Source organism: Actinoplanes sp. NPDC048988 (genome assembly GCF_043197815.1).
Classification (GTDB): Bacteria; Actinomycetota; Actinomycetes; order Mycobacteriales; family Micromonosporaceae; genus Actinoplanes.
The window spans coordinates 83713-105072 of sequence record NZ_JBICTW010000023.1 but is presented as its reverse complement, the minus strand read 5'-3'; the positions used below and the strand labels follow the sequence as shown (position 1 = coordinate 105072).

Here is a 21360-nt window from a genome sequence, read left to right as displayed (position 1 = left end):
ATCGATGTGGGTCAATTGTTGATCGCACAGTTACTAGCCGGTAATCCCAATTGGCACCCTGCCAACACGGTATGAAAGTGGACGCCCACGGCGGTAGCCGTCAATATCTTGCTCGTGGCTCAGGTCGGAAGCGTGCTCGCGGTCGTCGCCGTACTGGCCGCCCTGGCCGCCGCCGTCCTCGCCGTTGTCCGGCTTCGGGCCCGCCGCGGCATCGCCACCGCCATGCAGCGGGCCACCTACGACGTCCTGCACACCGCCGCCCTCGCCGCCGAACCGCTGCGCGGCGGCCTCAGCCCCACGTCGGCCGGCAAGGCCGCCCGCCACCTGCGCGCCCTCGTCGGCGCGGCCGGGCTGACCATCGCCGACGGCGACCGCTGCCTCGCCTTCGACGGCCGCGGCGGCCACCACTCCGAACAGTTCACCGCCGCCGCCACCCGCGCCCTCGACACCCACCGCTCGGTCATCCTCGCCGCCGCCGACCTGCCCTGCGACCGCGTCGACTGCGTGGTGCGCGGCGCCGTGGTCGCCCCACTCTCCGGCCCCGACGGCCGGGCCGCGGCCGCCCTCGTCGCGGTGGCCGACGACCATCCCGCGCCCGGCCTCGTACAGGCGACCCTGGAAACCGCCCGCTGGGCGGCCACGCAGATCGCCCTGGCCGAGCTCGAATCGTCCCGCGAGCGGCTGGCCCGGGCCGAGGTGCGGGCGCTGCGAGCCCAGATCAGCCCGCACTTCATCTACAACGCGCTGACCGCCATCGCCTCATTCGTCCGCACCGACCCCGAACGCGCCCGCGAGCTGATCCTCGAGTTCGCCGAGTTCACCCGGTACTCGTTCCGGGCCCACGGCGACTTCACCACCCTCGCCGAGGAGTTGCGCTCCATCGACCGCTATCTGACCATCGAGCGGGCCCGGTTCGGCGACCGGCTTCAGGTACGACTCCAGATCGCCCCCGAAGTCCTCCCCGTCGGCCTGCCCTTCCTCTGCCTTCAGCCGCTCGTCGAGAACGCCGTCCGCCACGGTCTGTCCCGTAAGCCGGGCGTCGGTATGGTGAGCATCGAAGCACGGGACGCCGGTGCCGAATGTCACATCACGGTCGAGGACGACGGCGTCGGCATGGATCCGGAGGTCTTCGCGGCGGGCGGGCCCGAGACCGACGACGGGCAGCACGTGGGCCTGGCAAATGTGGACGAGCGCCTGCGCTCGGTCTTCGGCGACCACTTCGGCCTGGTCGTGGAGACCGCGCCCGGCGCCGGGACGAAGGTGAGCATGCGAGTGCCGAAGTTCCACCCGGGAGTACGAGCGTGAGCCTTGTCGTACTGGCCGTCGACGACGAGCCGCCCGCCCTCGACGAGCTGGCCTACCTGCTCAACGCCGACGGCCGGGTGGCGCACGTCCACCGCGCCGGCGACGCCACCGAGGCGCTGCGCGTGCTGCGCGACACCGAGGTCGACGCGGTGTTCCTCGACATCCGCATGCCCGGCCTGGACGGCATGGAGCTGGCCCGCATCCTGCGCCGCTTCGCCCGCCCGCCCGCGATCGTCTTCGTCACCGCCTATGACGACGGCGCCGTGGACGCCTTCGACCTGGGCGTCACCGACTACGTCCGCAAACCGGTCCGCGCCGAACGCCTGGGCGAGTCCCTGCGCCGCGTGGCCGGCCTGCGTACGGTTCCCGCCGCGACCCCCACCCAGCCCACCGACGAGCCGGCCATCCCCGTCGAGCTGGCCGGCACCACCCGCATGCTGCCGAGGAGTTCGGTCCGCTGGGTCGAGGCCCAGGGCGACTACGCTCGCCTGCACACCGCGGACGCTTCCCACCTGGTCCGCGTCTCCCTGGCCACGTTGGCCGAGCGCTGGGCCGACGCCGGTTTCGTCCGCATCCACAGATCTTTCCTGGTGCAGATCCGCCTGATCGCCGAGCTACGCCTGACCCCGTCCGGCTACGTGGTGAACGTCGACGGCGTGGAACTCCCCGTCAGCCGCCGCCACACCCGCGAGCTCAAGGACCGCCTGATCCGCGCCGCCAAGCACGACTGGCAGCGCTGACCACAGCCCGCTCCCCACCCAATCCACACAGTTATCCACAGCCACACACCCTTGTCCACAGAGTTATCCACAGGCTCCGAGCCGGTCCGCCGGATCTGGCCGCTGCGGGGTGGGCCGATCGCGTCCAGCACCTATCGGGCTGCTTGCCGTCGTCTGCCCTCGGCCGGGCCTGGCGGGACGCCTGGCTAACCGAGCGGATCGGCCCTGTTCGACCACGGCCGGGTCAGGACCGAACTGCTCAATCCGCGAGACCTGCGACCAGGTCGACATCGCCACCGAGCTCCCCGGGTGGGGGACTGGGGACGGATCACCCAACAGTCACCCAAGCCTTGATCCGCAACTGCAGCTCCCCCGGCTGCTGAGGCCGCTCGACGTTCAGGCGAACCAGCGTTTGCCGCGGCCCGGAGCCGGCGGTCATGAGGCAGTACGTGCGGTCCTCCCGCAGGAGCAGCTGGGCCCCCGGGGCGTCCTCGACAGCCTGGGCGCAGTCGCCCGGCGTCACCTCGGCGGCCGGGATCATCGCCGCCAGCACCCCGGCGCCGCTGTTCAGGATCGAGTCGCCGGTGCCGGGGGAGGCGGTGATCCGCACCGGGCCGTCGTCGACCACCTTCGGCTCGTCCAGGGCCAGGCTCCGCGATCCGGTATCGCCGATCGGCACGGTGACCACGGTCGCCGGATAGCGCACCCGAAAACCAGCCACCGAAGGCGGCGCAGACGAGCCGGACCCGGCACCAGGCGGCGGGCCGGACCCAGCACCAGGCGGCGGAGCGGCCCCGGCCCCAGGCGACGGAGCGCCCCCAGCACCAGGCGGCCGAGCGCCCCCCGCACCAGGCGGCCGAGCAGCCCCGGCCCCAGGCGGCGGAGTGGAGCCGGCATCAGGCGTCGAGTGGTGACCAGCCGCAGGCAGCGATGCGGCTGAGCCGCCCGCAGGTGGCGCCGCCCCCGGGCCGGCCGCCGAACCGTCCGCGCGTCCCGGAACGGAAGCGGCGGATGAAGGTCCAGACGACCCGGAGGACCCGAACGCCTGGGACCGCGACGGCACGGACCCCGACGGCCCCGCACCGGGCCCGGGCGGCACGGACGTGGACGCCGAGGCGGGCGGGAAGGGCAGCGAGGACGCAGAGCCCGGCGTCGTCGGCAGCGGCCCGGAGAACACCATCGCCCCCGTGGTTGCCTGCTGGAAGCCGTACGTCACCCCGAATGCCGCCATCACCACCCCCACCACCACCCCCATCCGCGCCCGCATTCCCGGCCCGGCTCCGCCGCGCGGCCGGGGCACCGCAACCGCCGAACGGCTTCGCACGTCGGCCAGGCCCGCCTCCAGGTCGAACGACAGCCCGGCCAGCGCCTCCGCCTCCGCCCGCCGGAACAGGTCACGCTCGTCGGGCGTCAGCACCTCATCGGCCATGATCTATCTCCTTTCGAAGGGCCAACAAGGGCCGCAGGGTCTCTCGGGCTTTCTGCAGCTGTGATCGAACGGTCGAGGGGTTACGCCCCAGCAGGACGGCGATCTCCCCGATGCGCAGCCCGTCGTACAGCAGCGACATCACCTCGCGCGACGGCCCGTCGAGGACTCGCAGCACGTCCAGCGCCTCGGTTCCGCCGTACGCGTCCTCCTCGGCGACCCGCATCAGCGGCGCCATCGCGGACAGGCCGGTCCGCTGCCGTACGGCGTGCCGGACCCGGTCGATGCGGATCCTCTTCGCCGTGGTCAGCACGTACGTCTTCAGGGCCGGCTCCGACGACCGGTCCAGTTCGGACCATTGCCGGTACAGCCGCAGCATGGCCTCCTGGGCGACGTCCCCGGCGTCCTGTTCGCCGAGCCCTTCGGCCCTCATCCGCACGAAGAGCCACCGGAAGTGCCCCCGGTAGAACGCGTCGAAGGTCATCATGGCGCGTCGTCCGAGGATGACCGGCTGGACCGCCAGGTGATGCGGAGGTCGAAGTGGCGGATGCGCAGGCCGGGCAGTTCCGCCACCATCCAGTTGATGACCTGCGCGACCAGCGCGCCGACCAACGGATCGATGATGTCCAACTGTTCCCCCTTTACCGTTTATATACGGTTATGGGGGAAACGCTGGGAGCGGCGAAAATGTCTCCACAGGTTGTTCACAACATCACCGCCCGGCCCGCACGGGTGATCAATAAGCTCACCGCCGTTCGGCCGGTGGGTCACGGGGGCGCACCGGTCGCCACGACGAGAGAAGGTGGGTCCGTGGAGACGCAGCGACGGGTCCTGGTCGTCGAGGACGACAAGACGATCGCCGAGGCCGTCGCGGCCCGGCTGCGAGCCGAGGGCTTCACGGTCGAGCTCGCCGGCGACGGCCCGTCGGCGGTGGCGGCCGCTCGGCGGACGCCACCCGACGCGATGGTGCTCGACGTGATGCTGCCGGGCTTCGACGGCCTCGAGGTGTGCCGGCGCGTCCAGGCCGAGCGCCCGGTGCCGATCCTCATGCTGACCGCCCGCGACGACGAGACCGACCTGCTCGTCGGCCTCGCCGTCGGCGCCGACGACTACATGGTCAAGCCGTTCTCGATGCGCGAACTGGCCGCCCGGGTGCACGCGCTGCTGCGTCGGGCGACAAAGACGGAGGCGGCGAAGGCGGAGAAGGGGGCGGGGGCGGCGAGGGCCGGCAAGCCGACATCGATCAAGTTCGGCGATCTCGAGATCAACCAGGCCGAGCGCCGGGTGACCCGGGCCGGCGTCGAGGCCCACCTCACGCCGACCGAATTCGACCTGCTGGTCCACCTGGCCGCGCACCCCCGCACGGTCCTTCCCCGCGAGCGACTGCTGGCCGACGTCTGGGGCTGGGCCGACGCCTCCGGCACGAGAACTGTCGACAGCCACATCAAGGGCCTGCGCCGCAAGCTCGGCTCCGACCTGATCCGTACGGTCCACGGTGTGGGTTATGCGCTCGAGGTCGAGCGGTGAAGTTGAGGCTGCCCCGGCCGCTCGATCCGGTCCGGTCGATCAAGATGAAGATCATCATGGTGCTGTTCGCCGGTGGCTTCAGCGGCCTGGCCTGGTTCTACCTCTGGCTCGGCTGGTTCCCGATCTGGACCGGCGTCACCGCCACGGTCATCGGCGTGATCATCGTGCAGTTCCTGGCCCGGGGCATGACGTCGCCGCTGCGGGAGATGACGGCGGCGGTCCGGGCCATGGCCCAGGGCGACTACGGCCGCCGGGTCCGCGCCACCTCGGCCGACGAGGTGGGCGAGCTGGCCACCGCGTTCAACCAGATGGCGGCCGACCTGGGCGCGGCCGATCGGCAGCGGCGCGAGCTGATCGCGAACGTCTCGCACGAATTGCGTACGCCGATCACGGCCCTCCAGGGCCTGCTGGAGAACATCGTCGACGGGGTGGCCGAGGCCGACCCGGCCATGATGCGGACCGCGCTCGCGCAGACCGAGCGGCTGGGCCGCCTGGTCACCGAGCTGCTCGACCTGTCCCGGGTCGACGCCGGGGTGACGCCGCTGGCCAGCCATCCGATCGACGTGCCGTCCTTCCTGCACGACGTGGTGCGCGAGGCCGAGGTCAACGCGGCCGGCGCCGGGCGCGACGTGCTCTTCGAGGTCACGTCGCCCGGGATCGTCGTGCCGGGCGACCGGCAGCGGCTGCACCAGGTCTTCGCCAACCTGGTCGACAACGCGGCCCGGCACAGCCCGCCCGGCGGCACCGTGGAGGTGCGCGCCGAGCGCCGCGGCGACCACCTGCTGGTCTCGGTCGCCGACGAGGGCGAGGGCATCCCGCCGAACGAGCGCGACCGGGTCTTCGAGCGGTTCACCCGGGGCGAGCGGGCGGCCGGCGGCGGCACCGGGCTCGGCCTGGCCATCGCCCGCTGGGTGGTGCAGATGCACAGCGGCACGATCGCCGTGGTCGACCCCGAGCGGGGCCGCCCGGGCTGCCACATCCAGGTCACCTTGCCACTTTGATCCGGGGCGGACAGACTCCGGACATGACCCCCGCGGACGACACCCCCCGGCGTACGAGGGTCGTGCTCGGGGAAGTCGCGGCCCGCAGCCGCCCCGCCGACCTGACCCGCACCGACCTCGCGGAACAGACTCCCGTGGGTGAGGCTCTGGTCAAGGGCCTGATGCGGGCCCAACTGGCCCTCGCGTTGCGGCTGGCGCTGGTGGTGGTGATCGCCCTCGGTGCGTTGCCGCTGCTGTTCGTGGCCGCGCCCGGGGTCGCCGAGTTCAAGCTCTTCGGCGTGCATCTGCCGTGGCTGCTGCTCGGTGTCGCCGCGTTCCCGTTCCTGCTGGTGGTGGGCTGGGCGTACGTGCGCTGGGCCGAGCGCAACGAGCAGGACTTCATCGCCGTGATCCGCAGGCCCGAGCGGTGAACCCGTACGTCGTGCCCTCCCTGGTGGTCGTGGTGCTGGTGACCGTCGGCATCGGCGTCTACGGCCTGCGCTTCGCCCGCACGACCTCCGACTTCCTGGTCGCCTCGCGCTCGGTGAGCCCGGCCTGGAACGCGGCCGCGATCAGCGGCGAATACCTGTCGGCGGCGTCCTTCCTGGGCGTCGCCGGCCTGGTGCTGCGGTACGGCGTCGACGTGCTCTGGTACCCGGTCGGTTTCGCCGCGGGCTATCTGGCCCTGCTGTTGTTCGTGGCCGCGCCGCTGCGACGGTCGGGCGCGTTCACCCTGCCCGATTTCTGCCAGGTACGGCTCGGCTCGCTGACCCTGCGCCGGTTGGCCAGCGTCTTCGTCGTCTTCATCGGCTGCCTCTACCTGGTGCCGCAGTTGCAGGGCGCCGGGCTGACCTTCACCACGGTCACCGGCGGTTCGTACGCCTGGGGCGCCCTGCTGGTCGGCGTGGTGGTGACCGCGAACGTGGCCCTCGGCGGCATGCGGGCGATCACCTTCGTCCAGGCCTTCCAGTACTGGCTGAAGCTGACCGCGCTCGCCGTCCCGGTGATCTTCCTGGTGCTCCAGTGGCAGTCGGACGGCCGTCCCGCGGTCACTCCGACCGTCTTTCCGGCCGCGACGACGGTCACCATGGAACAGGATGCGGTGGTCGACGGCCTCGCCGTACAAAAAGGACAGACTCTCCGCTACGACGCCGGTGACGAGGTTCCGCATGTCAGCACGGTCGACAGTCAGTTCGGCGCGGATTGGCTTCTGCCCGGCGGCGACAGCACCCTCTTCGCCACCTACTCGCTGATCCTGGCCACTTTTCTCGGCACCATGGGCCTGCCCCACGTGCTCGTGCGGTTCTACACGAATCCCGACGGCGCCTCCGCCCGGCGGACCACCCTGGTCGTGCTGGGTCTCGTGGGGCTCTTCTATTTATTGCCGACTTTGTACGGCGTCCTCGGGCGCATCTACACACCACAGCTCCTGATGACCGGCCGCACCGACGCCGTGGTGCTCCTGCTGCCCGAGGCCGCGCTCGGCGGCGGTCATCTCGGCCGCCTCCTGGCCGCGCTGGTCACCGCGGGCGCGCTCGCCGCCTTCCTCTCCACCTCGTCCGGCCTGCTGACCAGCGTGGCCGGGGTGGTCTTCACCGACGTCCTGCACGCCGGGCGCGGCGGTTCGGTGCGCGACTTCCGCCTGGCCACGGTGCTCGCGGCCGTCGTACCCGTGCTGTTGTCGCTCTACGTCTCCAACATGGACGTCTCACGGGTCGTGGGCCTGGCCTTCGCGGTCGCGGCGTCCAGCTTCTGCCCGTTGCTGGTGCTCGGCATCTGGTGGCGCCGGCTGACCGACGTCGGCGCGATCGCCGGCATCCTGATCGGCGGCGGCGCCTCGATGGCGGCCGTCCTGATCACCGTGCTCGGGCCGCCGCTGCACGGCTGGTCCGCCGAGTTCATCGGCGAGCCCGCCGCCTGGACCGTGCCGCTGGCCTTCTTCGTCATGGTCACCGGTTCCCTGCTGACCGGGCGCCGGGTGCCACCGGATGTCGGGGCGACCATGCTCCGGCTGCACGCGCCGGAGTCGTTGCGGGTGTCCTGACCTGCTAACTTCGAAACCATGACCGTGCCGGCGCAACGCTCAGGGGCAGAACCGCCGGCGGCGATGTCGCTGCGCGGTCTGGTCAAACGTTTCGATACCAAGCTCGCCGTCTCCGGCGTCAGCCTCGACGTGCCGGCCGGCTCGTTCTACGGTCTGCTCGGCCCGAACGGCGCCGGCAAGACCACGACCCTCTCGATGGCCGTCGGTCTCCTGCGGCCCGACGCGGGTCAGGCTTTCCTTCTGGGGTACGACGTGTGGGCCGACCCGGCCGCGGCCAAGGCCCGGCTCGGCGTCCTCCCGGATGGGGTGCGCCTGTTCGACCGGCTCACCGGCGCCGAACTGCTCGCCTATCACGGGCTGCTGCGCGGGATGGACGCCGCGACCGTCGACCAGCGGGCCCGCGAGCTGCTCGATGTGCTCGAGCTCGGTGTGTCGAACAAGACGATGGTGGTCGATTACTCGGCCGGCATGCGCAAGAAGATCGGCCTGGCCTGCGCGCTGCTGCACGCGCCGCGGCTGCTGGTGCTCGACGAGCCGTTCGAGGCGGTCGACCCGGTCTCGGCCGCGCGGATCAGGGACATCCTCCAGCGGTACGTGGCCGGCGGCGGCACGGTGATCTTCTCGAGTCACGTCATGGAGGTCGTCGAGCGGCTCTGCTCGCACGTCGCGATCCTCTCCGACGGCGTGCTGCGCATGCACGGAACCCTCGACGCGGTACGCGGTGACCGCTCCCTCGAGGACGTCTTCGTCCAGGTGGTCGGCGCCCGCGTGGCCACCGGCTCGGAGCTGGCGTGGCTCTGACCGCGGCGCCCTCCGGATCTTCCTTGACCTTCGTCCGGCTCAAGCTGCGGCTCATCGCCAACGGGCTGCGCGGCCGGCCCGGGCGCGTCGCGCTCTTCCTCACCGGCCTGCTGCTCTCCGGCATCTTCGCGGTCGCCGGCTACGCGATCTTCGCCGTGCCCGGCGTTCTCGGCGACGACCAGGCGGCGGCCACGCTGCTGCCGCTCGGCGGGGCGGCGCTGGTCCTCGGCTGGGTCGTGCTGCCCCTGGTCTTCTTCGGCGTCGACGAGTCGCTCGACCCGGCCCGCTTCGCGCTCTTCCCGCTGCGCCGCCGCGCCCTGATCACCGGCCTGTTCGCCGCCGCGTTGGTCGGCCTGCCGACGCTGGCCACTCTGGTCGCGACGGCCGGCACGGTCAGCACGGCGGCCCAGCTCGGCGGTACCGCCGCGGCCCTGACGCAACTCGCCGGGATCGTCGTCGGCCTGCTGCTCTGCGTGGCGGTGAGCCGGGCCGTGACCAGCGCCTTCGCCACCGGCCTGCGGTCGCGGCGCTCGCGCGACCTGGCCGTGATCCTGCTCGCCGTGACGGCCGCGCTGCTCGGGCCGCTCCAGCTCGCCGTGCTGGCCGGTCTGGAGCGGGCCGACTGGGCGGCGTTCGGCACGGTGGCCGACGTCGCCGGGTGGACGCCGCTCGGCGCGCCGTACTCGGTGGGCCTGGACGTGGCCGCGGGGCGCGCGTGGGCCGTACCCCTCAAGCTCTTGATCGTCGTGGCCGCCCTCGTCGGCCTGCTCTGGTGGTGGAGCGCGACCCTGGAACGGGCCATGCTCGGCGCCGCCGCCGGTGGCCGTGGCGGCGCCGCCACCGACACCCGGTCACCGGTCGGCCGCCTGCTGGCCGGGCGGCTGCCCGCGACCCGGTTCGGCGCGCTCGTCGCACGCGAGGTCCGCTACTGGATGCGGGAGACCCGGCGGCGCGCCTCGCTGATCACCTTCACCGTGGTCGGCCTCTTCCTGCCGGTCTCGATCTCGATGAGCGGTGGGTCGCCGGGGCCGATGGCGCTGTTCGTGGGCGCGCTGGCCGCTGTCGCGCTGGCCAACCAGTTCGGCTACGAGGGCAGCGCGTACGCGGCGAACATGACCGCGGGCGTGCCGGGCCGCACCGAGATCCACTCGCGGGCCGCGGCCCACGCCCTGTTCACGGTGCCGCTGCTGGTGATCGTGGCGGTCGTCGTGGCGCTGGTGAGCGGGCGGCCCGAGGCGATCGCCGCGCAGTTCGGCGGGCTCGTCGCGGCGTACGGGGTGGGGCTCGGCGTGGTGCTGCCGGTCTCGGTGGTCGCGGCCTACGCGCTGCCCGAGACGACCAGCCCGTTCGCGGTCTCCTCGGGCGGCGGGGTGGCCAAAGGGCTGCTCACCCTGGGCGCGATGGTGGCCACCGTGGTGGTCTCGGCGCCGTTGCAGGTCGTCGGCTTCTTCCTGGGCGACGTCTGGCTGTGGCTCGGCCTGCCGGTCGGCATCGCGTACGGCTGCGCCGCCTACCTGATCGGCTCGGGCATCGCCGGTGACAGGTTGGACAGACGCATGCCCGAAGTGCTCGCCGCGGTCACGCCCGGCCGGTGACTCAGCGCCGCTTGACCAGGCCCTCCTGCCGTACGAAGATCACCCGCCGCTCGACCGCCTCGCCGGTCGGCCCGAGCACGTAGCCGTCGATCCAGAGCCAGCCGTTGTAGGTGAGCCGGGGGTCGACGCGGATCACCCGGAAGGTGAGCGCCCGCTCGCCCTGGAACTGGACGCTGGCCGCCCCGCCCACGTAGACGACCTCGCCGGGCCGAGGCAACGCCTCATCCATTGGCACACGTTACATCCAGGAACTTCTCAGAGAGCAGGGCGAAGACCCTCACGGCGTACGAAGATGCGGCGGCGTTGCAGCGCCGCCCCGGTCGGCCCGAGCACGTATCCCTCGAGCCAGAGCCAGCCGTCGTACGTGCTGCGCGTGTCGACCCGAATCAGCCGGAAGGTCAGAGCCCGGGCGCCCTCGAACTGCACGCTCGCGTCGGCGCCGACGTGCAGCACCTCTCCCGGGTGCAACTGCACTTGCTGATGCACGGGCGACCTCCTCCCGTAGGAAGATAGTAGTTGATCAATGTTGACCGATAGGGTCGTGCACCTTCTGTAAGCAAAGCCAGAATGGTCAGCGTGACGATTCACTCGACCGATCCCTTCGCCACCCCCGACGAGGAGAAGTCGGCGGTCCGGCGCCTGCGGGGCCGGCTGGCCAGCCCCGTCACCCTCTGGACCACGCCCGGCCCGGCCGGGCTCACGGTCTCCTCGACGCTGATCGCCGACGGCGACCCGGGCCGGGTTCTCGGGCTCATCGACGACGAGAGCGACTTCTGGGACGCGGTGGAGACCAGCCGCCGGTTCACGGTGATCCCGTTGACCCCGGCCGACCGGCAGGTGGCCGACCGGTTCGCCGGGCTCATGCCCGCGCCCGGTGGCCTCTTCGCGGCCGACGAGTGGATCGACACCGAGTACGGGCCGGTGCCCGCCGACCACGGCACCTGGGCCGGCTGCCGCCTGGAGTCCTCACGGGAATGCGGCTGGGCACTGCTGGTAGAGGCCGTGATCGAGACGATCACCGTCGATTCCCCGGCCGGTCCGCTGATCCACTATCGAGGGCGTTACCGGGAGCTGTGACCCGCTGGGCGCAGTCAGACGGCCACTCGGCGCAACAGCCGACCGGGTGCCGGTGACTCGCCCGCAACTTCCGTACGTTGCCGGAAAGTCCGCCCCACCGAAGGTGGTGAAACCCGGTGACTACCGAAGTGCCCTCGACCTCCGCCGAGAGGTACGTGGCCGTGCAGCAGTCCGAGGAGTTCGGAAGGCTGCGCCACATCGTCCGCAGCTTCGTCTTCCCGATGACGGCCGCGTTCTTCCTCTGGTACGCCCTATACGTCCTGCTCTCCGCGTACGCCCGCGGTTTCATGAGCACCAAGATCGTCGGAAACATCAACGTGGCGCTGGTCTTCGGCCTGCTCCAGTTCCTCTCCACGTTCCTGATCGCCTGGTACTACTCGCGCTACGCGGCCCAGAAGATCGACCCGCTGGCCAAGCAGATCTACGACGAGATCGAGAGCGGCGAGAAGAAGGGGACCGACGCCTGATGGAACCGCACCTCCTCGCCGCCGAGGCCACCGCCTCCTCCTCGCGCGGGCTCACCATCACGCTCTTCCTGGTCTTCGTCGCGATCACCCTGGGCATCACGATCTGGGCCAGCCGGCAGACCAAGACGGCCACCGACTTCTACGCCGGCGGCCGCCAGTTCTCCGGCTTCCAGAACGGCATGGCGATCGGCGGCGACTACATGTCGGCGGCGTCCTTCCTGGGCATCGCCGGCCTGATCGCGCTCTACGGCTACGACGGCTTCCTCTACTCGATCGGCTTCCTGGTCGCCTGGCTGGTCGCGCTGCTGCTGGTCGCCGAGTACCTGCGCAACGCGGGCCGGTACACGATGGCCGACGTGCTGGCGTTCCGGATGCGCCAGCGCCCGGTGCGCACCGCGGCCAGCGTCTCCACCATCGTCGTGTCGATCTTCTACCTGATCGCCCAGATGGTCGGCGCCGGCGCGCTCGTCTCGCTGCTGCTCGGCATCAAGCCGGGTACCACCTTCCTCGGCATGGACGCGGACACGGCCAAGGTCGCCACGATCATCCTGGTCGGCGCTCTGATGATCGTCTACGTCGTGGTCGGCGGCATGAAGGGCACCACGTACGTCCAGATCGTCAAGGCGTTCATGCTGATGACCGGCGCCCTGCTGATGACGATCCTGGTGCTGGCCCACTACAAGTTCAACCTGTCGAACCTGCTGGGCGACGCCGCCGCCCAGTCGGGCAAGGGTGACGCGTTCCTCGAGCCGGGCCTGCGCTACGGCGTCGAGTCGGCCAGCGCGTCGGCCACCTTCTACAGCAAGATGGACCTGCTCTCGCTCGGCATCGCCCTGGTGCTCGGCACGGCCGGCCTGCCGCACATCCTGACCCGGTTCTACACCGTGCCGACCAGCCGGATCGCTCGTAAGAGCGTGCTCTGGGCGATCGGCATCATCGGCGTCTTCTACCTGTTCACCCTGGCCCTCGGCTTCGGCGCGGCGGCCCTGGTCGGCGGCAAGAACATCACCGCCCAGGACAAGGCCGGCAACACGGCCGCCCCGCAGCTGGCCCAGGCGCTGGGAATCGACTACTTCGGCGGTGACACCGGCGGCGCCATCCTGCTGGCGGTGATCGCGGCGGTCGCCTTCGCCACGATCCTCGCGGTGGTGGCCGGCCTGACCCTGGCGTCGTCGTCGAGCCTGGCCCACGACTTCTACGCCAACGTGATCAAGCGGGGTCAGGCCTCCGAGCGGGACGAGGTCCGTGTCGCCCGCATCTCGGCCCTGGGCATCGGCGCGGTCGCGATCGCGCTCTCGATCTTCGCGCAGAGCCTGAACGTGGCCTTCCTGGTGGCGCTGGCGTTCGCGGTGGCCGCCTCGGCCAACCTGCCGGCGATCCTCTACAGCCTGTTCTGGAAGAGGTTCAACACCTCCGGCGCCATGTGGTCGATCTACGGCGGCCTGATCGTGGCGGTCGGCCTGGTCTTCTTCTCGCCGGTCGTCTCCGGCTCGCCGACGGCCATGTTCCCCGACCACGACTGGCACTGGTTCCCGCTGTCCAACCCCGGCCTCATCTCGATCCCGGCCGGCTTCCTGGCCGGCTGGATCGGCACGGTCATCTCGAAGGAGTCCGACGCCGACAAGTACGCCGAGCTCGAGGTCCGGTCGCTGACCGGACACGGGGCCCACTGACCCGCGTCTGACCTGCGGTTGGCCGAAGGGGGGAGAGCCGTCCTCTCCCCCCTTCGTGCCGCGTCGCCCGTTAAGACGAGGCGAACGAGCGCGAGGTCCGTAACCTAGCTTTCATGTCTGCTCCCACCTCTCCGTACGGCAACCAGTCGGGAAGAGCCTCAGTTCCGCCCGCGGGCCGGGCCACGGCACGTCCGTCACGCCCGTCCGGGCCTGGAGAGGACTGGCCGCCCCGTGGCAACAGTGGCGGTGGCGGCGGCGGTGGCCGCCCACCCGGCGGCAGCGGTGGGGGCAACTCCTACCGCGGCAACCGCCCCCGGCCCCGCTGGAAGCGCATCGCCCTGCTCGGCGGCCTCGCCCTGCTGATCATCGCGGTCATCGGCGGCATCTCGCTGTACGGCTACGCCCGCGGCCTCGACAAGGACCTCAAGCGCACCGACGCCTTCTCCGGCCTGTCGACCGACCGCCCGGCCAAGGCGATCGAGGGCGCGCAGAACATCCTGCTGGTCGGCAGCGACTCCCGTGACCCGGACGCCAAGGACGACGGCGCCGGCAAGTGGCGGGCCGACACGCTGATCCTCATGCACGTCCCCGAGGACCACAAGAGCGCCCAGCTCATCTCGATCCCGCGTGACCTGTGGGTCACCATTCCCAAGAGCAACGACGCCCAGTGCTCGGACGGCAGCCGCGCCAAGATCAACGCGGCGTTCGCCTTCGGTGGCCTGCCCCGCGCGGTGCACACCGTGGAGTGCATGACCGACGTCAAGATCGACCACGTCATGGCCATCGACTTCGGCGGTTTCAAGGAGGTCACCGACGCGCTCGGCGGCGTCGACCTCAAGGTCGACCAGACCATCACGTCGATCCACAAACCGCACCGGGTGTTCAAAAAGGGCATGATGCACATGAACGGCGAGCAGGCGCTCGACTGGGTGCGCCAGCGCAAGCAGTTCGCCCGCGGCGACTTCGCCCGCATGCAGCACCAGCAGGAATTCCTCAAGGCCCTGATGGACAAGGCGACGAGCTCGGGCACGATCACCAACCCCGGCAAGCTCAACTCGTTCCTCAAGGCGGTCACCGCCGCCGTCACCGTCGACAACAACTTCTCGCTGACCGACATGGCCTCCGAGCTGCGCGGCGTCCGCGGCGACAACCTCACCTTCATCACCAGCCCCAACAAGGGCGCCGACACCATCTCCGGCCAGTCCGTGGTGGTCGCCGACCGGGAGAAGGCGCTGGCCCTCTACAAGGCGGTCGCGGCCGACAAGGTGGGCGACTGGATGTCGGCCAACGTGAAGAAGGGGTCGACCGCCAACACCGGTGGCTGACCCCCGTACCCTTGAGGCCGTGTTCGGACCTCAAGTGCCCAGCGTGACCGCCGTCGAAGTCGAGGACGGCGCCTACCTGCTCGATGTTCGTGAGCCCGACGAGTGGGCGGCGGGCCACGCGCCCGGCGCCCACCACGTCCCGATGATGGAGATCCCGGCCCGCGTCGCCGAGGTGCCGACCGATGTCGAGGTCGTGGTGGTGTGCCGTTCCGGCGGCCGCTCCGGCCAGGTCGTGTCGTACCTGATGGGCAACGGCTGGGACAACGTGCGCAACCTCGACGGCGGCATGAAGTCCTGGGAGGCTTCCGGCCGCGAGGTTGTCAATGAGAGCGGTCAGCCACCAGCCGTCCTGTGACTGACTACCGTCCTTTGGTCTTCGCGCACCGTGGCGGCGGTGACGCGCTGCCCGAGCACACCCTCGGGGCCTACATGCAGGCGCTGAAGGACGGTGTGGACGGGCTCGAGTGCGATGTCCGGCTCACCCGCGACGGTCACCTGGTCTGCGTGCACGACCGGCGGCTCGGCCGCACCAGCAACGGCCGCGGGCTGGTCAGCACCAAGACCCTGGCCCAGCTCGACTCGCTCGACTTCGGCTCGTGGCACCCGGGATATCCGGGCGACGAGGAACCCCTGCCCGATCTCACCCGGCTGCTGACCCTCGACCGGCTGCTGGAAGCGGTGCGTGACAGCGGCCGGCAGGTGCGGCTACTCATCGAGACCAAACACCCGTCACGCTACGGCGCGGAGGTCGAGCGGCGCCTCGTGCAGATGCTGCGCCGGCACGGGCTCGCCGAGCAGCGACCCGACGACCCCGTCCGAGTGACGGTGATGTCGTTCGCGGCCCTGGCGCTGCGCCGCGTCCGGGCCCAGGCGCCCACGATCCCCACGGTCTATCTGGTCGAGCTGCTGCCGCCGGGGGTGGGTGTGTCCCGGGGCCGGCTGCCGTTCGGCGCGCGGATCGCGGGGCCGGGCGTGGGGCTGGTGCGGGCCCGTCCCGGCCTGATCCCGGCGATCCGGGCCGCCGGCCACCAGGCGTACGTCTGGACGGTGAACGAGAAGACGGAACTGGACCTGGTGCTCGAGCACCGGGTGGACGGCGTGATCACCGACCGGCCCCGCTTCGTTCTTGACCACCTCGCCGAAATGTGACGCACGACACCCACGGGGTCTGCCCAAAGACCGAGAAGCGAGGCAAACTCGCAAGCATGCCGGACCTCCCCGACTACAGCGCGCTGACCCGAGGTCAGATCGCCGTCCTCGACCGGATCAACGACGGCGAGACGGGGCTGCCCACGCTGCAGAAGGTCGTCCGGCTGGCCCAGGAGGCGCTCGGCGGCCGCGGCGCCGGCTTCGCCGAGTACGCGCCCGACCACGGCCGCATCATCGCGGCCACCGGCGCCTGCACCCCCGCCATCGGCCGCCGGGTCGACCGCGCCGACTCGCGGCTGCGCGGCGGCCGCACCCTGCTCATCCCGCTCGACTCGCTCAACGACGAGTTCGCCAAACACGTCGAGGGCGGCGACCTGCGGCGCATGCTGGGCGCGCGCTGCGAGGTGGGCGACGCCATCGTCGGCTCCCTGCACGTCTACTTCGGCGGCGACGACGGCGAGCCCGGCCCGGAGCACCACGCCGTGCTGGAACTGCTCGCCGCGCACGTGGGGCGGCTCTACGCGGCCCGCGCGGGCCTGCCGGTGCACGGGACCACCCGGCAGGACGCCCGTGACCTCTGGGTCGCCGTGACGAGCCACGAGCTGCGCACCCCGGTCACGGTGATCAAGGGGTACGCGGACACGCTCACCAACCACTGGGACTCGCTCGGCGAGGACGGGCGCCAGGAAGCCGTACGGATCATCGGCACCCGAGCCGGCGAACTGGCCCGCCTGGTCGACCGCCTGCTCTCCGCGGCCAGCGCCGACGGCGAGATCGGCGAGTCGCCGGCCGGACCGTTCGACCTGCCCGAGACGCTGCGCGGCGCCGTCGAGGAACTGCCGGCCGACCTGCGCCGGCGCATGCTGACCGGGAACCTTCCGGCGGAGCTGCCCAAGGCGTACGGGGAAAAGGACTCGATCGCGACGATCCTGACCGAGCTCACCACGAACGCCGACAAGTACTCGCCGCCCGACTCGCTGATCGAACTGTGCGCCGGCGCCGACGAGGAGACGCTGCGCTTCCGGGTCTCCGACCGGGGCGTCGGCATCAAGCCGGAACACGTCGAACGGGCCTTCGAGCGCTACTGGCAGGCCGAGTCGGGCGACCGGCAACATCACCCCGGCGCCGGCCTGGGGCTCTACCTGGTGCGCCGGCTCGTGGAACGGCAGCACGGGTGGGTGTCGCTGCGCCCGCGCGAGGGTGGCGGTACCACGGCCGAGGTCCGTCTCCCGCGAGCCTGAAAAGACACGGGGCGCTTCACCGCCTAGGCTGTGTCGCCGTGAGCAAGCGTCGCAATCAACGCCAGTCCGCACCGAAACGCGAGAAGGTGCGGGACATCTTCGTCGCCCGGCCGTTCGAGGGGATGGCCGACGAGCCGGAGTGGATCGCGCTTCGTGAGCTCGTCCCGGCCGCGTCCGCGCCGCTGACCCTCAAGCCCGAGATCATCGATGAGTACGGGGACCGCCCGGTCACCCTCTCGACGGTCCTCCCGATGGCCTGGCCCGCGATGACGCGCCAGGACGGCCGCGTCTTCATCGGCCTCCAGCGGCACGTGCAGTCCGGTGACGTCTCGCGTGACCTCGCGGTGGCGATCCTGAGCGCCCTGCGCACCGAGCCCGGCGACACGGTGTCGGTGCCGGCCCTGCCGGGCGAGGGCCCCCGCCTCCAGGACGTGCTGGCCGACGGCCCGCTGGAGATCACCATGCACGAGGGCTTCGAGTACTGGCTCGACGCCGAGCAGGCCGAGGACCCGAACGTGAAGGCGTCCCTCGAACGGGCGAACGCCTCCATCTACCCGACCGTGCGCCTGCAGAGCGCCCACGCGGCGTACTGGTGCCGGGTCGCCCCCGACAAGGGTCACGTGCGCTGGGTGCTGCCCGAGGCGGAGGACAAGGCACTGGACGCGCTGGCCCGCCTCTCGGCCTCCGGCGACCTGCTGCTGGGCGAGAACACGAAGTTCGCCGGCATGTTCCGCGCCCACGGCCTGCTCGTGCCCGTCTGGGACATCCCGGGCGAGGGCGAGGGCGCCGACTGGGAGGCCCCGCTGGCCGACTTCGCCAAGCGCTACGCCGACATCCTGGCCGAGACCGGCCCGCTGGACGCCGACGCCCGCCGCGCCAAGCAGGGCCTGATCGGCCGCCAGCTGACGCTCCGCTGATGGCCTCGCTCCGCTCGGCGGGCATTGCGCCCCGAGGGGTCGGTGTCGAGGTCACCGAAAACGGCCTCGGCTGCGCCTAGCCGTTTTCGGCGCCCTCGACACCGACGGGCGCAATGCGACTTGGTCACGCTGACAGAAGGGCCGGGACCGATGTTCGACGAGCGGTTCACGTCTTCGGAGCTGGACCGTTCTCGGTGGGTTCCGTGGTATTTGCCGCATTGGAGCTCGCGCGCGCGGTCGACGGCGACGTACGAGGTGGGCGGCGGGGAGCTTCGGCTGAGCATTCCCGCCGACCAGCCGCTGTGGGCCGAGGGCGTTCACGAGACGCCGCTGCGCGTGTCGGGCATCCAGAGCGCCAACTACTCCGGGCCGGTGGGCAGCACGGTCGGCGGCCAGCCGTTCCGCGACGGGCTTCAGGTCCGTGAGGAACAGGGTGAGTTCTGGGGCGTCACGCCGATCTACAGCGACGTCGAGATCACCCTGCGCGGGATCATCACGCCGCGCTCGATGGTCGCGTTCTGGCTGGCCGGCATCGAGACCGTCCCCGAGCTGTCCGGCGAGATCTGCGTGATGGAGGTCTTCGGGACCGCGCCGCACGAGATCGGGATGGGCCTGCATCGGTTCCGCGACCCCCACCTCACCGAGGATTGGGGAACTGTCACGCATCCTCTGGATATTTCAGACTTCCATGCGTACGGCGTGAAGTGGCGCCGGGAATCCCTCGACTTCACGATCGACGGCGAGGTCGTCAAGCACATCGATCAGGCCCCGCAGTACCCCATGCAGCTCCAGATCGCCGTCTTCGACTTCCCCGAACGCGGCGGCCCGCCCCACGTCCCCGAGCTGATCGTCTCTCGCGTCACCTGTACCTAATCGAGGGCTTGACGCTGTATAGGGCAGCTCATGCAGCGGGGGCCGCCTCGGCCGCTACCGAGCTCGCTGCCGCTGATGCGCACGACCTCGATGCCGGCCCGCTCCAGCTGGGCGTTGGTTTCGACATTTCGCTCGTAAGCCACGCAGAGGCGCGGGCCGATGGCGAGCGTGTTGTTGCCGTCGTCCCACTGCTCGCGCTCGGCGGTGACGGGGTCCAGACCGGTGTCTATTATCCGCAACCGGTCGATACCCATCGCCTCGGCGGCGGCCTCCAGGAACGGTCGCGGTGCTCGCGCGCGGGGCTCGCCGTCGGCGTCCGCCGTGACCGTGTACGCCTGGAGGGTGTCGGCGATGTTCGGGTACATGACCACGGCGTCGACGTCGACCATCGTGCAGACCGTGTCGAGGTGCATGGTGGCGCGCTCCTGGGCGATCGGCACGGCCAGGATGGTGTGCGCCAGCCCGGCCGCGAAGACCCGGCGGGCCAGCCGCTCGGCGCCGGCCGGGGTGGTGCGCTCGCCGACGCCGATGGCGAGCACGTTCGGCGCCAGCAGGAGCACGTCGCCGCCCTCGAGATGTTCCAGCCCCGGGTCGTAGAGCAGTTCGGCCCCGGCGAAGCGCGGGTGGTACCGGTAGATCGCCTGGGTCAGCGTCGTCTCCCGGTTGCGGGCCGGCATGGCCAGGCTGGTGACCGCCACGTGGTCGCGGACCCAGACCGACGAGTCCCGGGTGAACAGCAGGTTGGGCAGCGGGTCGATCACGAAGTCGTGGCGGTCCATGAGCTCGTAGACCAGGCCGCCCGGCCCCGGTTTCAGCTCCTCGTGGGCCAGTCCGGCCATGAGCACGTCGGCCAGGCGCCGCGGGTCCTGGTCGGCGAGGTAACGCCCCACGCTGTCGCGCAGGGTGTCGCCGAGCCGGCGGTCGGCCAGCACCCCGGCGGTCAGTTCCGCGCGCGCCTCGGTGATGGCCAGCGTCTCGGCGAGCAGCTCACCGAGATAGAGCACCTCCACGCCGCGCTCCCGCAGGGCCGCCGCGAAGGCGTCGTGTTCCTCCTGCGCCCGCCCCACCCAGGGAATCGCATCGAAAAGCAGCGAATCGTTGTTTCGTGGGGTCAATCGGGCCAACTCGGGTCCCGGCCGGTGGAGAAGCACCGTGCGGAGCCTGCCCACCTCACTGTCGACGTAGTGCGCCACAGGCCGACCGTACTCCCCAGTCGATCTCCCAGCACTCCTCGCGGTTGTTCGATGACGTTCGGTCTAGATCATGAGACACCTGTGCATGAACCCGGCTCTCCGACTAACTTTGTCCGAGAACCAGTCGAACAGGAGAACGGGCGCTGAGATGCACCATCCGCAAGAACTCGCGATGCGTGAATGCGGCATTCATCCCCACTCACTCCCCTTTCTTTCCGCCCTGGTGTCTTGCTTCCGTAGGGGGTCGAGCACTTACGGTAGTGAAAAGAGAGCCCGAAGGACCTTTTGCCGGAGGTCGAAGTGACTGTCTTCCCAGCACGCCCTGCTCTGCCCGCGAAGTCGACCACCATCATCGACCGCTCTCTCGCGCAGCCCGCAGCGCTGGAGGCACCGAACCGCCCGTCGCCCACCGACTACTTCAAGCGCCGCCGCTCCGAGCGTGACGCCCGTCGTCTCGAAGCAGCGGGCAACCGCGCTCTCACCCGCCTGGACCGCCTCGGCCCGGCGTGGCACATCGTCGACTGGCCGCGCACCGACGCCCTGGGCCACTACGAGCCCGACCCGGCCGACGACCGTGCCGGCTTCCTGGCGATCGGTCCCGGCGGCGTCTACGCGGTGACCGTCGCCGACCACGGCCGCGCGCGCGTGCTCATCGCCGGCGACGTAGTCCAGATCAACGGCAAGCGCCCGGCGTACGTGGCCGAGGCCCGCCGCGAGGCCCGCCGCGCGAGCAAGGCCCTGTCCGCCGCGGTCGGCCTGAGCGTCCCCGTGACTCCCGTGCTCACCTTCGTCGGATCCGGCGTGATCAGCGTTCACGGCCTCCCCAAGGAGGTGCTGGTCTCCACCGACAAGGAGCTCGACCGCCTGCTGATCGCCGGTGGCGCCCGCATCTCGCCGGCCACCGCGGGCAAGCTCTCAGCCGTGGCGAACCACCCGGCGACCTGGGCCAACGCTCCGTACCGGCCGGCCGGTGACTATCGCTGGCACGCTGACGGACAAACGGCCGCTGACAAGCGTCCGGCACGCCGGTAACGTTCCTTGCGGTTAC

Annotated in this window: 24 protein-coding genes; 18 read left to right on the top strand and 6 right to left on the bottom strand. The window is 70.9% G+C overall.

The features are described 5' to 3' along the window. The first annotated feature begins 114 nt into the window (after nucleotides 1-114). Complete coding sequence (locus ACGFJ7_RS42515; protein WP_392647776.1) at nucleotides 115-1305, top strand: sensor histidine kinase; 1191 nt, start codon at nucleotides 115-117, stop codon at nucleotides 1303-1305. Then, entirely contained in the window at nucleotides 1302-2045 is a 744-nt protein-coding gene (locus ACGFJ7_RS42510; protein ID WP_360247764.1) for a LytTR family DNA-binding domain-containing protein, read from the top strand. The genes ACGFJ7_RS42515 and ACGFJ7_RS42510 overlap by 4 nt, the downstream gene beginning before the upstream one ends. Before the next feature lie 307 nt (nucleotides 2046-2352). Here the strand turns inward: ACGFJ7_RS42510 and ACGFJ7_RS42505 are convergent, their stop codons facing one another. The 3 genes from ACGFJ7_RS42505 to ACGFJ7_RS42495 form a co-directional block, all read right to left on the bottom strand. After that, nucleotides 2353-2703, bottom strand: a complete 351-nt coding sequence (locus tag ACGFJ7_RS42505; protein ID WP_360247766.1) for a hypothetical protein — start codon at nucleotides 2701-2703, stop codon at nucleotides 2353-2355. Nucleotides 2704-3442: 739 nt separating this feature from the next. After that, the gene (locus ACGFJ7_RS42500) at nucleotides 3443-3937 is read right to left on the bottom strand and encodes an RNA polymerase sigma factor (RefSeq protein ID WP_392647772.1); all 495 of its coding nucleotides are present in this window, start codon (nucleotides 3935-3937) and stop codon (nucleotides 3443-3445) included. After that, nucleotides 3934-4080 carry a hypothetical protein gene (locus tag ACGFJ7_RS42495; RefSeq protein ID WP_360247770.1) on the bottom strand — a complete coding sequence of 49 codons (147 nt, stop codon included), beginning with the start codon at nucleotides 4078-4080 and terminating at the stop codon, nucleotides 3934-3936. The genes ACGFJ7_RS42500 and ACGFJ7_RS42495 overlap by 4 nt, the downstream gene beginning before the upstream one ends. A 180-nt stretch (nucleotides 4081-4260) precedes the next feature. On the opposite strand from ACGFJ7_RS42495, the gene ACGFJ7_RS42490 reads away from it, so the two are divergent. The 6 genes from ACGFJ7_RS42490 to ACGFJ7_RS42465 are packed head-to-tail and all read left to right on the top strand — an operon-like array spanning nucleotide 4261 to nucleotide 10397. Further along, nucleotides 4261-4977 (top strand): response regulator transcription factor, encoded by a 717-nt coding sequence (locus ACGFJ7_RS42490; protein ID WP_360247772.1) that lies wholly within the window; start codon nucleotides 4261-4263, stop codon nucleotides 4975-4977. Then, a complete protein-coding gene (locus tag ACGFJ7_RS42485) occupies nucleotides 4974-5978 on the top strand; it encodes an ATP-binding protein (protein ID WP_392647769.1) in 1005 nt (334 codons plus the stop codon). Before ACGFJ7_RS42490 ends, ACGFJ7_RS42485 begins: the two co-directional genes overlap by 4 nt. A gap of 23 nt (nucleotides 5979-6001) precedes the next feature. After that, nucleotides 6002-6388, top strand: coding sequence for a hypothetical protein (locus ACGFJ7_RS42480; RefSeq protein ID WP_360247774.1), 387 nt, complete (start codon nucleotides 6002-6004; stop codon nucleotides 6386-6388). Next, a complete protein-coding gene (locus ACGFJ7_RS42475) occupies nucleotides 6385-8001 on the top strand; it encodes a cation acetate symporter (protein ID WP_360247776.1) in 1617 nt (538 codons plus the stop codon). Before ACGFJ7_RS42480 ends, ACGFJ7_RS42475 begins: the two co-directional genes overlap by 4 nt. Before the next feature lie 18 nt (nucleotides 8002-8019). Continuing rightward, the gene (locus ACGFJ7_RS42470) at nucleotides 8020-8802 is read left to right on the top strand and encodes an ABC transporter ATP-binding protein (RefSeq protein ID WP_360247778.1); all 783 of its coding nucleotides are present in this window, start codon (nucleotides 8020-8022) and stop codon (nucleotides 8800-8802) included. Continuing rightward, nucleotides 8793-10397 (top strand): ABC transporter permease, encoded by a 1605-nt coding sequence (locus tag ACGFJ7_RS42465; RefSeq protein WP_360247779.1) that lies wholly within the window; start codon nucleotides 8793-8795, stop codon nucleotides 10395-10397. Before ACGFJ7_RS42470 ends, ACGFJ7_RS42465 begins: the two co-directional genes overlap by 10 nt. Before the next feature lies 1 nt (nucleotide 10398). Here ACGFJ7_RS42465 and ACGFJ7_RS42460 read toward each other — a convergent pair whose 3' ends face one another. Beyond that, a complete protein-coding gene (locus ACGFJ7_RS42460; protein ID WP_360247781.1) occupies nucleotides 10399-10626 on the bottom strand; it encodes a hypothetical protein in 228 nt (75 codons plus the stop codon). A gap of 26 nt (nucleotides 10627-10652) precedes the next feature. Then, nucleotides 10653-10883 carry a hypothetical protein gene (locus ACGFJ7_RS42455; protein WP_360247783.1) on the bottom strand — a complete coding sequence of 77 codons (231 nt, stop codon included), beginning with the start codon at nucleotides 10881-10883 and terminating at the stop codon, nucleotides 10653-10655. Between the two features lie 81 nt (nucleotides 10884-10964). Between ACGFJ7_RS42455 and ACGFJ7_RS42450 the strand changes: the two genes are divergently transcribed. From ACGFJ7_RS42450 to ACGFJ7_RS42410, 9 genes are all read left to right on the top strand, one after another. Continuing rightward, nucleotides 10965-11474: a flavin reductase family protein gene (locus ACGFJ7_RS42450; protein ID WP_392647765.1), complete on the top strand. Its 510-nt coding sequence runs from the start codon at nucleotides 10965-10967 to the stop codon at nucleotides 11472-11474. A 116-nt stretch (nucleotides 11475-11590) separates the two neighbouring features. Next, nucleotides 11591-11941, top strand: a complete 351-nt coding sequence (locus tag ACGFJ7_RS42445) for a DUF485 domain-containing protein (RefSeq protein ID WP_360247787.1) — start codon at nucleotides 11591-11593, stop codon at nucleotides 11939-11941. Further along, nucleotides 11941-13614, top strand: coding sequence for a cation acetate symporter (locus ACGFJ7_RS42440; protein WP_392647763.1), 1674 nt, complete (start codon nucleotides 11941-11943; stop codon nucleotides 13612-13614). Before ACGFJ7_RS42445 ends, ACGFJ7_RS42440 begins: the two co-directional genes overlap by 1 nt. A gap of 113 nt (nucleotides 13615-13727) precedes the next feature. Then, nucleotides 13728-14939, top strand: coding sequence for an LCP family protein (locus tag ACGFJ7_RS42435; protein ID WP_392647761.1), 1212 nt, complete (start codon nucleotides 13728-13730; stop codon nucleotides 14937-14939). 19 nt (nucleotides 14940-14958) lie between these two features. Then, the gene (locus ACGFJ7_RS42430) at nucleotides 14959-15294 is read left to right on the top strand and encodes a rhodanese-like domain-containing protein (RefSeq protein ID WP_360247793.1); all 336 of its coding nucleotides are present in this window, start codon (nucleotides 14959-14961) and stop codon (nucleotides 15292-15294) included. Continuing rightward, nucleotides 15291-16088, top strand: a complete 798-nt coding sequence (locus tag ACGFJ7_RS42425; protein WP_360247795.1) for a glycerophosphodiester phosphodiesterase family protein — start codon at nucleotides 15291-15293, stop codon at nucleotides 16086-16088. Before ACGFJ7_RS42430 ends, ACGFJ7_RS42425 begins: the two co-directional genes overlap by 4 nt. Before the next feature lie 56 nt (nucleotides 16089-16144). After that, nucleotides 16145-17329: a HAMP domain-containing sensor histidine kinase gene (locus ACGFJ7_RS42420; protein WP_360247797.1), complete on the top strand. Its 1185-nt coding sequence runs from the start codon at nucleotides 16145-16147 to the stop codon at nucleotides 17327-17329. 38 nt (nucleotides 17330-17367) lie between these two features. Beyond that, nucleotides 17368-18246: a DUF5926 family protein gene (locus ACGFJ7_RS42415; RefSeq protein ID WP_360247799.1), complete on the top strand. Its 879-nt coding sequence runs from the start codon at nucleotides 17368-17370 to the stop codon at nucleotides 18244-18246. Between the two features lie 150 nt (nucleotides 18247-18396). After that, nucleotides 18397-19119 carry a glycoside hydrolase family 16 protein gene (locus tag ACGFJ7_RS42410; RefSeq protein ID WP_392647758.1) on the top strand — a complete coding sequence of 241 codons (723 nt, stop codon included), beginning with the start codon at nucleotides 18397-18399 and terminating at the stop codon, nucleotides 19117-19119. Here ACGFJ7_RS42410 and ACGFJ7_RS42405 read toward each other — a convergent pair. Next, nucleotides 19116-20312 (bottom strand): arginine deiminase, encoded by a 1197-nt coding sequence (locus ACGFJ7_RS42405; RefSeq protein WP_360247803.1) that lies wholly within the window; start codon nucleotides 20310-20312, stop codon nucleotides 19116-19118. The genes ACGFJ7_RS42410 and ACGFJ7_RS42405 overlap by 4 nt on opposite strands. Nucleotides 20313-20612: 300 nt before the next feature. Here ACGFJ7_RS42405 and ACGFJ7_RS42400 point away from each other — a divergent pair, with 300 nt between their 5' ends. Beyond that, on the top strand, nucleotides 20613-21344 hold the full coding sequence (locus ACGFJ7_RS42400; RefSeq protein ID WP_392647755.1) for a hypothetical protein: 732 nt from the start codon (nucleotides 20613-20615) through the stop codon (nucleotides 21342-21344). Nucleotides 21345-21360: the final 16 nt, after the last annotated feature.